This is a genomic window from Curtobacterium sp. MMLR14_010 (assembly GCF_001865015.1).
GTDB lineage: Bacteria > Actinomycetota > Actinomycetes > Actinomycetales > Microbacteriaceae > Curtobacterium.
Map to the genome: position 1 here is coordinate 37,816 of NZ_MJGV01000037.1, position 9,955 is coordinate 47,770.

The following is a 9,955-nucleotide window of genomic DNA, read 5'->3' on the forward strand; positions in this document are numbered from 1 at the left end:
GGCCGGCTCAGGGCGTCGGCTCGGGGACCGCCGCCCTGACGGTCCGCGTGATCGCGTCCGCCACGTGCTCGGCGTCCCGCGCGACGGCGTGGAACCGTCCGGAGCCCCAGGTGTGCATCCACGGCAGCCCGATGAACCGGAAGCCGGGGACGCTCGTCTCACCGCGGTCCTGCAGGGGGAGCCCCTCGGGGTCCAGGACGTCGAGCTCGCCGAGCCAGGACCAGTCGGCGCGGAACCCGATCGCCCAGATGATCGTGGCGACCTCGTCGAGGGGCAGTGTCGACGGTCCGGGTTCCGGGTGCCAGACGGGCACGTACCGGGCCTCGGCGGGGGCGTCGATGCCCTCGCGGGCGATGTACGCGTCGATGTCGTCCTTGATGGAGTCCGCCACCGAGTCGGCGTGTGCGAGGTTCGCCGCGAGGGTGTCGTCGAAGTGCACGACGCCGTCCTCGATGCCGGTGGCACGGCCGTGCAGCCCCATGCCCTCGCGGGCGAAGGCGCGCAGGTCGACGTCCCGTCCGCCGTCGCGGCCGGTGACGTAGTGGTTGGTGGACTCCCGTTTGGCGAGCCCTCGCGTCGCGATCGGGATGTCGTAGACGCCCATCTCGGCGAGCCACGTCATGCAGTCCTTGCCACGGTGGAACCGGGCGACCCGCGGCGCCCGACCGACGGCGAGGTGCACCTGACGTCCCTCGAGGTGCAGGTCCTCCGCGATCTGCGTGCCGGACTGCCCGGTCCCGATGACGAGCACCGGGCCTCCTGGCAGTGCCGCCGCGTTGCGGTACTCGTGCGAGTGGACCTGGTGCACGTGTGCCGGTACCTGCGCGGCCCACGTCGGCACGACCGGGCGGTGGTAACCGCCGGTCGCCGCCGTCACGGTGTCGGCCGTGATCGTGCCGGCGGACGTGGTGATGACGAACACCCCGTCGGGGCGTCGGCGCACGCGCTGCACGGCGACGCCCTCGGCGACCGGTGCGTCGAAGGTGTCGGCGTAGCGGCGGACCCAGGCGTGGGTCTCGTCGCGGGTCATGAAGCCGTCCGGGTCGTCGCCGTCGTACGGGTACCCGGGCAGGTGGCAGTGCCAGTTCGGCGTGACCAGGGTGAAGGCGTCCCAGCGACCGTCACGCCATTCGTGGGCGATGGAGTCCCGCTCGATGACGACGTGTCGCACGCCGGCCTCGACGAGACCGTGGCTGACGGACAGGCCCGCCTGCCCGCCGCCGACGACGACCGCCTCGACGTGCTCGCCGTCTCGGATCGTGGTCGGGATCATGCGGGTGCCCCTTCGCGTGGTGGTTCGAGTGCGGTGACCGTCACGTCCCCGAGCGGATTCCGCGTCGCGGCCAGCGCGATCGACTCCTGGGTGTGCATCGCCGACGTGCAGGCGAAGCCGTACTTCGCCCGGACCCGTTCGCTGGCGATGTCGAGCGCTTCGGTGGCCCGCCGGACGAACTCGTCGACCGGGTAGACCGAACCCGCGTCGAGGAAGTCGTGCACCACGAGACTCGGCGAGTAGTACGACGCATCCGTGCCGTCCGGCCAGCGGACCGCGAACTGCATCTCAGGCATGTGCGAGCTCCCGCCACCCGTTGACGGACGCGGCGTCGGACTCGCTCACCGGGCCGTAGAGGTCCGGCCGACGGTCCCGGAGGTGGAACATGCCGCCGCGCATGCCGCGGAAGGTCCCGGCGATGTCGATCTCGGCGACCGCGAGCCCGGACTCGAGGAACGTGTTCGCGAGCACGTTCCCACCGGGGTCGACGACCTTCGCGTTGCCGACGTACCGGAGCGACCCGAAGGTGCCCGACTGGTTCGACGCCATCCAGAACACCTGGTTGTCGAGCGCCCGTGCGACGTCGAAGGTGTTGTGCCGGTAGGTCCAGCGGTCCTCCTGCAGGTCCTCGGCCGTGGCGGTGCGGGCGGCCGGCCACGCGGACAGGCTCACGATGACCTCGGCCCCGTCGAGCGCGAGCATGCGGGCCGCCTCGGGGAACGCCTTGTCGTAGCAGATCTGCAGCCCGACGCGGGCGAGCGGGGTGTCGAAGGCCGCGTAGGAGTCGCCGGCGGCGTAGGACATGTGCTCCCCGAGTGGCTGGTGCACCTTCCGGTATGAGCCGTACACCTGGCCTCCGTCGAGGCAGACCGCCGCGTTGTACCGGGTCTCGCCGTCGTCGTCGAGCTCGCAGAACCCGATCGCGACGAGCATGTCCCCGGCGAGCTCCTGCACCCGCCGGATCTCCGGACCGTCCAGGCGGATCGCCGGGGGGAGCGACCGCTTCGTCGTCGTCACGGTGTCGCCGTGGTTGCCGAGGGACGACAGGTACCCGCCGATCGACGCCTCGGGGAACGCCACGAACTGGACGCCCTGCGCCCGCGCGTCCTGGAGCGTCTGCTCGATGAGCGCGTAGTTCTGGTCGAGGTCGCGGGTGAAGTTCGCCGAGACCGATGCGACGGTGATGGGGGACATGCAGCCAGTCTGAGCAGCGGGTGTTTCGGATTGGTTTCCGTCGGAATGAGAGATCGTTACGACGGCCCGAGCCGCCGTCCCCGGTCTCAGTGGTGGTGCTGCACCGGCCACACCGGGAACGGGTCCACGTACCCGGCCCACGCCGCTGGGCCCGCGAGCAGCTCGTCGTCCGTGAGCAGACAGGCGTGCAGCGCCCCGACCACGTGCTCCCGGTGGAGGCGCTCGCCGAAGAAGACGAGCTCCTGCCCAGCGGGCGCGTCCGGGTCCCAGCTCGAGATCCCCGACGGGTCGAAGGACACCGTGTCCCCGGCGCTGCGCCACGACCCGTACTGCCCGGCGCGCGTGGCGAGCTGCACGAGCCCCCGGGACCGTGCGATCCGCCCGACCCGGTGCGGCACGAGGTCGTGCCGCACCGCCTCGAACAGTCGCTCGGGGTGGAACGGCCGCGGGTTCCGGAACACGAGCGCGTCGCCCCCGTCGGGCCCGGCGAGTGCCCGCGTCCACCCCATCCGCTGACCGAGGCGACGAGCACACCCGCGACCGCTCCACCGAGCTGCGCGGAGCGGCCCTGTCGGCACGTCCGTCACGCTGGCGTCCGGGTTCAGCCGTCGCAGCAGCCAGAGCACGCTGTCGAGCTGGTCCGGCGGGGCCGTCGCGGCGTCGGTGAGCACGACGACGGTCGCGAACTCGACCTGTGACGCGAGGAACTCGGCCGTGACGTGGTCGGTCGCGGGGGCAGCCGCCGGCGAGAGCAGCCAGCGGTGCACGTCCTGCACCGACACCACGGCGACGAGGTCGTGCAGTTCGACAGCAGGACCGTCGCCGCGCTGGTGGTCGAGTTCGGTCTCGAGGACGAACGCAACCTCCATCAGGTCGGCTTCTGGCTCGAGTCCGACGACCGTCCGACCGGAGGACCCGTCGCGCGCCATCGCGAGGAGGCGGTCGGCGAGGACCAGGGCGAAGTCGCCGCTGTCCTCGGTGTCGTCCGTGACCTCCGTCCCGGGCCACGGCTCCGGTCCGGCCCCGGCCCCGGCCGCCGTGCCGGCGAGTCGTCGGCACACGAGCGTCCGTGTGTCGGTCCGCAGGCCGCTCACGAGCGTCACGGACAGGCCGGGAGGCGCGGGTCGGGTGGGGTCCTGGTGTTCCGTTCCGTGGTCCATGCCGACTACTCTACTGAGAACAGTTCTCAAAAGGAGGCACCATGAAGGTCCGCAACTCCCTCAAGTCCCTGAAGCAGCTGCCCGGTGCGCAGGTCGTCCGTCGCCGCGGCCGCACCTTCGTCATCAACAAGCTCAACCCACGTGGCAAGGGGCGCCAGGGCTGACGGCCGGGAGGCCGTGGTGCGGTCCGGCAGGTCGGCCCGCAGCCGCGGGTGGCTCAGCGCAGCCGACGTGCCGGACGCGGGGCGAGCCTCCCGGCCGGTCCTGACCTCGGTGGTTCCGCGGATGTCGTGCCTGATCTGCCGGAGCGAGCATCGCGGGTGGATCGGATGCGCCCCCCACGGTGGCCGACCCTGCACCCGCCATCCACGAGATCGGACCACGCATGACCACCCACCAGGCCACGCCGGAGCGCCCGTCGGGCGCCCCCGTCGACCCCTTCGCACCCGTCGCCTTCGCCGCGACGACGATCGCGAACCGCATCGTCATGTCGCCGATGACGCGGAGCCGCGCGCCCGAGCCGGCGCGCACCGCGACGCCCTCCATGGCGGTGTACTACTCCCAGCGCGCGTCTGCCGGCCTCATCGTCACCGAGGGAACGTCCCCGTCGGAGGAGGGCAACGGCTACACGAACACACCGGGCATCTACTCGGCCGAGCAGACCGAGTCCTGGAAGCAGGTCACCAGCGCCGTGCACGCCGCCGGCGGGACGATCTTCATGCAGCTCATGCACGCGGGGCGCATCGGCCATCCGGACATCGGGACGAACGGACTGGCGCCGATCGGTCCGTCTGCGGTGATCCCGTCCGGTCAGACGTTCACACACAGCGGCATGCAGGACTACGTCGAGCCGCGGGCGTTCTCGGACTCCGAGGTCGAGCAGACCATCGCCGACTTCGTCGCTGCCGCACGCAACGCCATCGACGCCGGGTTCGACGGGGTGGAGCTGCACGGCGCGAGCGGCTACCTCATCCACCAGTTCCTGTCCGAGCACACCAACCGGCGCACCGACCGGTGGGGCGGATCGGTGGAGAACCGCATCCGCTTCGCCGTCGAGGTCGCCGCGGCCGTCAGCGCGGCGATCGGAGCCGACCGCGTCGGGTTCCGCATCTCGCCCGGCATCCCGCTGAACGACGTCAACGAGGGCGAGGACCTGGCGGCGACGTACCTGCCGCTCGTGGCACGGCTCGGCGAGCTGGACCTGGCCTACCTGCACGAGATGGAGGCGGCCGGTCGCGACCTCACCACGGCCGTCCGGGCCGCGTGGCCGAACGCCTTCGTCCTCAACCCGCTGACCAGCCCGCGCCCGACCGGGCCGGAGGACCTGGCCCTCGTCGAGGACGGGACCACGGACCTGATGTCGTTCGGGGCGGCCTTCATCGCGAACCCGGACCTGCCGGAGCGCATGCGCGTCGGGACGGAGCTCGCGCAGGCCGACGGCGCGACGATGTACGGCGGCGGCGACGCCGGCTACATCGACTACCCGCGCGCATGAGCAGGAGCAGCGACGTGCGCACCAGCGGGAGCACGACCGTGCGGCGCTCCCTCCTGTTCTCCCTGGTCGTGGCTGCCCTCGCGTGGGGGGTCGGCGTCGTCGTCTTCGGTGCTGCCGAGTTCGTCGTCCGGCTCACCGCGGAGGTCGGTCGGCCGATCAGGTGACCCACGACCCACCACCCTCGGTCAGCTGGTCCCGGTGCCCGAGGTCATCGGCCAGCTGATGGGCCTGCCCGCCTGACGGCGGCTCAGAGGTACTGCGCGATCGCGTCGGCGACCGCGCGCGGGTCCTCGCGCTGCACGAAGTGGCCCACCCCGTCGAGCTCGACCAGTCGGCGTCCGGCGGGGAACCACGACGCGTTCCCGCGCGCCAGGGTCGGCGTCTCGCAGCCGTCCTCCAGTCCGATGAGGAACGTGGTCGGGACGGTGATCTCCGGCCAGGCGTCGAGCAGCGCCTGCGCCGCCTCGTACCGGGGGCTTCCCGGGGCCTCGCCGGTGCCGTGGCGGTAGTAGTGGACGACGAGGTCGGCGAAGTCCTCGGTGTCGACCGATCGGAGGACCTCGTCGAGCGCGTCAGCTGACAGGGGGAGCGACGGCGACCAGTGCTGCCACGCCCAGGTGACCAGTTCCTCCGGAGCCTGTCGGAACGCCTCCGCTCCCGCTGCGGTGCAGAGCCAGTAGCGGTACCAGGCCACCGAGACCTCGTCGAGCGCCTCCTGGCCGTGCAGGACCGACGACGGGCCGTACGCGGTGGCCATCGTCACCAGGCCGGTGACGGCCTCCGGCGCGAGTGCGGCGACGGCGTGCGCCGTGCGGGCGCCCCAGTCGTGTCCCACCAGGACGACGGGTCCCAGCTCGAGCTCGTGGATGAGGTCGAGGAGGTCCGTGGCGAGCGCGGCGACCTGCGCGGACCGGGCCTCCGGCTCGACCACCCGGGTCCCCCCGACGCCGCGGAGGAACGGGCGGATGACCCGGAGACCGCTCGGCAGGGCGGCGACGACGTCGTCCCAGGTGCCGGGATGGTCGGGGAAACCGTGCACCAGCACGACGGGCGTGCCGGTCCGGGGTCCCTCGTCGAGGTACTCGATCTCGGTGGAGCGGGTCTGCACGAGCGGCATGGACGTACCTTTCGGGTCGCGGTCGTGTTGCCCATGATGGCGACGGACGACGTCGACGGACCGGCGGACACCCCGCCGGTCCGTCGGTTCCGTGGTTCCACCGGGGGCCGGGCCCGTCCCGGCGTCAGGGTGTCGACTGGTGGTGCTCCTGCTGCTCGGCCGGGAAGCGACCGTCCGGGTCGACCTGGGCCTTGATCCGCTGGAGGCGGTCCCAGTCCTCGGGTGCGAACGCCGCCTCCGGGTGTCCGTCGTCGGGGGCGTAGTTGAGGTAGCGGGTGCCGGTGCTCCACGGGCGCATGACCTCGACCAACGCGTCCGCCTCGCCGCCGCCGGCAGCGTCGTCGTCGTCGGGCATCCCGATCGACACCGCCCAGAGCACGTGGGACGCGTCACTCGTCGTCACCGCGCGACCGCTGGTCGACGTCCGGGACAGCGCTCCGCCGAGCTGCCGGATCGCGACGATGTGCAGACCGGTCTCGGACGCGGGCCCGACCTCGGCGAGCAGTGCGCGCTGCGCCTCCGGCGTGAGCCCGGAGAGCATCGCGGTCTGCTCCGAGAACGGCGTCGGGTCCTCGGGGTCGTTGTGGACGTGCTCGAACTCCTCGTTCGACAGCGGCTGCACGGTGTCGGCGAGGAGCGGTGCTGCGGACCGGAGCGGCTCGAGGAGTCGGTCGAGGTCCGCGGTGTCGTGGATCAACGCGACACGGACGTGGACCACGAATCGACCCGCGAGCAGTTCCGGCACCCCGGGCAGCGCCGGCAACCGCAGGAACGCGATCGAGACCGTGAGCTCCTCGGGCGCCGTCGCGGTGACCTGCTCGAAGGCCTGCAGCACGCGCTCGGCGTCGCGACCGTCGAAGAACAGGCCGCCGCCGGCGAACCCGTCGACCGGGAGCAGGGCGATCTCCATGGCGGTGACGATCCCGATCGCGCTGCGCCCACCGCGCAGCGCCCAGAACAGGTCCTCGTTCTCCGTCGCGCTCGCCCGCACCATCGCGCCGTTGGCCGTCACGGCCTCGAGCGCGAGGACGTGGTCGGTGCCCCACCCGTACTTCCGGCCCAGGATCGGGCTGAGGCCACCGCCGAGGGTGAACCCCACGACGCCGACCGATCCGGACGACCCGTGCACCGGGGCCAGACCGTGGGCGGCGGCGAGCGGCACGACGTCCCGCCAGCGGGCGCCGGCGCCGACGAAGGCCCGACGTCCCGCGGCGTCGACGTGGACGTGGTCCATGCGTCCGGTGTTGACGAGCACGCCGTGTCGGAAGGGGCGGACGCCGTGGTGTCCGGTGCCCATCACGGCGACCGGCAGGTCGTGCTCGTTCGCGAACACCACCGCCGCGGCGACGTCGGCGGCCTCGGCCGCGAGCACCACGACGTCCGGACTCCGCCACGTCGCCCTGTTGAACCCGGCGCACGCCGCCGCGTAGCCCTCGTCGTCGGGCGTGCGTGCCGTCCCGACCAGGTCGGCTGCGAGCCGCTCGACGGCGCCCGGCGGGAGCGCCCGCGCTCGTTCCGAGGTCGCTGACAGTGGGACGGAGGGGATCTGGGTCACGGTGCTCCTTCGGTTCGCTGGCTGCTGACACGGCCCGGGTCGGCGCAGACCGCGCTCGGGGCCGGGCCAGCAGTCTCCGGCGGCAGCGACGCCGATCGCACCCGTGGTCGCACTGAGACCGCCGACCGCCGACCGTCGGCGGCCGACGGGTCACCAGGCGGCGGTGGCCCGCTCCGACAGTGCCCAGAGCGCGGCCGCGGTGTCCTCGTCGAGCGCGAACGGTGCTACCCCGCGGAACGTCTCCGGACGGCTCATGTCGCGGATCTCGTCGATCGCGACGGGCGCCTCGGCGACGTTCTCGAAGTACCTGCCACCGGCGGAGGCGCCCTCCGGAGCCGCCGCCAGGAACACCGGGGTGGCTGCACCCTCGCTGAGGGTCTTCGCGCCGGCCGTGGAGACCTGCATCTCGGTGGGCAGGTTCTTCTGCAGCCCCGTCTGGATGAACCCCGGGTTGTATGCGCTGACGGTGACGCCCTGGGCGCTCCACCGCCGGTTCGCCTCGACGGCGAAGAGGATCAGCGCCGTCTTCGAGACCGCGTACGCCGACCACGGTTCGTACGGCTCGGCCTGCCCGGCGAGGGCCTCGACGTCGACGGGGCCGAGGAGGTGGGCGTTGGAGCTCGCGAGGACCACGCGGGCGTCGCCGGCGGCGGTCAGGGCGGGGAGGAGCCGGGTCGCCAGGGCGAAGTGGCCCAGGTAGTTCGTCATGAACTGGGACTCCCAGCCCTCGGCGGTCCTGGACTCCGGCGGGACCATGATGCCGGCGTTCCCGACCAGGACGTGCAGCGGGCCGGACCATGCGGCCGCAGCGCGGGCGATCGAGGCCGGGGACATCAGGTCGAGTTCCACGACCCGGGGGTGGACGCGACCCGTGGCGGCGGCGATCCGGTCGGCAGCGGCCTCGCCCCGTGCGACGTCCCGCACGGCAAGCGTCGCCTCGGCGCCGGCGGCGGTGAGGGCGCGGGCGATCTCCTCGCCGAGTCCGGACGACGCCCCGGTGACCAGGGCGCGGCGTCCGGTCAGGTCGACGCCGGACAGCACGTCCGCGGTGGTCGGGTGGGCAGGAGCGGGTGACGACGACATGTGCGTTCCTCTGTGAGCGCCGCGGACCCCGACCTCGGTGGTCGGCGCGGCCCTGTCAGTGGAACCGACACGGGACGTCGCCTCAAGCGGAACGCGAGGTGTCCGGTGGTCCCGCTGAGCTCCCGGACCGCCCACCGGCGACAGCGCCGCCGACCTCCGGTGATTCCCCGGAAGCGCCCGGCGTCGCAGCCAGCGACGATCGCTCTCGATCCCCATCCGACCACCACCCACAGAACGGGTCACCCCATGCCGACCATCTCCATGCCGTCCCACCACGACCTGCAGCTCATCGAACAGGCGGAGGCACGGTACAACCACGACTTCCTGGCGGGCGCCACCGACGCCACGCGCACCGCCCTCGGGATCCACACCGCCCGGATCGGCGACGGGTTCGCGACCGCCGTCACCGCTGACGCCTCCGGGTACTGGACCAAGGCGATGGGCCTCGGCTTCGAGACCCCGGTGAACGACGCCCTGGTGCTCGACACGATCGACTTCTTCCGCCGCTCCGGCAAGGACCAGGGACTCTTCGCGATCGCCCCGATGGTGCTCCCGCCGGACTGGGAGCGGATCTGCGCGGCGAACGGCATCACCGCCGGGCCGGCCACCGCGAAGTTCACCAGCCGGGTCGAGGCGCTCGTGCCGCGGCCGAGCGCCGTCGCGGTCCGTCCGCTCGTGCCCGGGGACGCACCGGCGTGGGGGCGCATCACGCGAGAGGCCTTCGGCATGACCGACCCGGACCTGACCCCGCTGCTGGCGACCCTGCTCGACGACCGGCACGTCCGCGCCTTCGGCGTCTGGGACGGGGACCTGCTCGTCGGTGCGGCGGCGGTGCACCTGCTGGGTGACGTCGCGGCGCTGCACACGGCCGGCACGCTCGAGCCGTACCGGGGCCGGGGGATCCAGTCGGCGCTGCTCGCTGCCCGGATCGAGGCGGCCGCCGCAGCGGGGTGCCGCATCCTCTCCGCGGAGACCGGTGCCGGCACCGGGCCGTCCTCGCGCAACCTCGCCCGCGCCGGCCTCGTGCACCTGTACGACCGCGTGAGCTGGCGCTGGAGCGCCTGACCCGCCTGACCCG

The 9,955-nt window shown here is 72.7% G+C and carries 11 protein-coding genes; 4 read left to right on the forward strand and 7 right to left on the reverse strand.

Features of this window, described 5'->3' with window-relative positions; translation table 11 throughout:
• Nucleotides 1-7: 7 nt before the first annotated feature.
• The 4 genes from BIU98_RS08410 to BIU98_RS08425 form a co-directional block, all read right to left on the reverse strand.
• Entirely contained in the window at nucleotides 8-1,273 is a 1,266-nt protein-coding gene (locus BIU98_RS08410; RefSeq protein ID WP_071274722.1) for an MSMEG_0569 family flavin-dependent oxidoreductase, read from the reverse strand.
• Entirely contained in the window at nucleotides 1,270-1,569 is a 300-nt protein-coding gene (locus BIU98_RS08415; protein WP_071274725.1) for an MSMEG_0570 family nitrogen starvation response protein, read from the reverse strand. The genes BIU98_RS08410 and BIU98_RS08415 overlap by 4 nt, the downstream gene beginning before the upstream one ends.
• Nucleotides 1,562-2,467: a carbon-nitrogen hydrolase family protein gene (locus tag BIU98_RS08420; RefSeq protein ID WP_071274728.1), complete on the reverse strand. Its 906-nt coding sequence runs from the start codon at nucleotides 2,465-2,467 to the stop codon at nucleotides 1,562-1,564. Before BIU98_RS08420 ends, BIU98_RS08415 begins: the two co-directional genes overlap by 8 nt.
• Nucleotides 2,468-2,553: 86 nt before the next feature.
• The gene (locus tag BIU98_RS08425) at nucleotides 2,554-3,627 is read right to left on the reverse strand and encodes a GTP-binding protein (protein WP_083393110.1); all 1,074 of its coding nucleotides are present in this window, start codon (nucleotides 3,625-3,627) and stop codon (nucleotides 2,554-2,556) included.
• 41 nt (nucleotides 3,628-3,668) lie between these two features.
• Here BIU98_RS08425 and ykgO point away from each other — a divergent pair, with 41 nt between their 5' ends.
• The 3 genes from ykgO (at nucleotide 3,669) to BIU98_RS19375 (ending at nucleotide 5,286) form a co-directional block, all read left to right on the forward strand.
• On the forward strand, nucleotides 3,669-3,791 hold the full coding sequence (ykgO, locus tag BIU98_RS08430) for a type B 50S ribosomal protein L36 (RefSeq protein WP_071274734.1): 123 nt from the start codon (nucleotides 3,669-3,671) through the stop codon (nucleotides 3,789-3,791).
• A 221-nt stretch (nucleotides 3,792-4,012) separates the two neighbouring features.
• Nucleotides 4,013-5,122 carry an alkene reductase gene (locus BIU98_RS08435; protein WP_083393113.1) on the forward strand — a complete coding sequence of 370 codons (1,110 nt, stop codon included), beginning with the start codon at nucleotides 4,013-4,015 and terminating at the stop codon, nucleotides 5,120-5,122.
• Nucleotides 5,119-5,286 (forward strand): hypothetical protein, encoded by a 168-nt coding sequence (locus tag BIU98_RS19375; protein ID WP_175481321.1) that lies wholly within the window; start codon nucleotides 5,119-5,121, stop codon nucleotides 5,284-5,286. The genes BIU98_RS08435 and BIU98_RS19375 overlap by 4 nt, the downstream gene beginning before the upstream one ends.
• Before the next feature lie 83 nt (nucleotides 5,287-5,369).
• Here the strand turns inward: BIU98_RS19375 and BIU98_RS08440 are convergent, their stop codons facing one another.
• The 3 genes from BIU98_RS08440 to BIU98_RS08450 all read right to left on the reverse strand — a co-directional run bounded on the left by BIU98_RS08440 (nucleotide 5,370) and on the right by BIU98_RS08450 (nucleotide 8,877).
• Nucleotides 5,370-6,239 carry an alpha/beta fold hydrolase gene (locus tag BIU98_RS08440; RefSeq protein WP_071274737.1) on the reverse strand — a complete coding sequence of 290 codons (870 nt, stop codon included), beginning with the start codon at nucleotides 6,237-6,239 and terminating at the stop codon, nucleotides 5,370-5,372.
• A gap of 124 nt (nucleotides 6,240-6,363) precedes the next feature.
• Nucleotides 6,364-7,794 (reverse strand): FAD-binding oxidoreductase, encoded by a 1,431-nt coding sequence (locus BIU98_RS08445; protein ID WP_083393111.1) that lies wholly within the window; start codon nucleotides 7,792-7,794, stop codon nucleotides 6,364-6,366.
• Nucleotides 7,795-7,944: 150 nt separating this feature from the next.
• Nucleotides 7,945-8,877 (reverse strand): SDR family NAD(P)-dependent oxidoreductase, encoded by a 933-nt coding sequence (locus BIU98_RS08450; protein WP_071274740.1) that lies wholly within the window; start codon nucleotides 8,875-8,877, stop codon nucleotides 7,945-7,947.
• 246 nt (nucleotides 8,878-9,123) lie between these two features.
• On the opposite strand from BIU98_RS08450, the gene BIU98_RS08455 reads away from it, so the two are divergent.
• On the forward strand, nucleotides 9,124-9,942 hold the full coding sequence (locus tag BIU98_RS08455) for a GNAT family N-acetyltransferase (RefSeq protein WP_071274743.1): 819 nt from the start codon (nucleotides 9,124-9,126) through the stop codon (nucleotides 9,940-9,942).
• The last annotated feature ends 13 nt before the right edge of the window (nucleotides 9,943-9,955 follow it).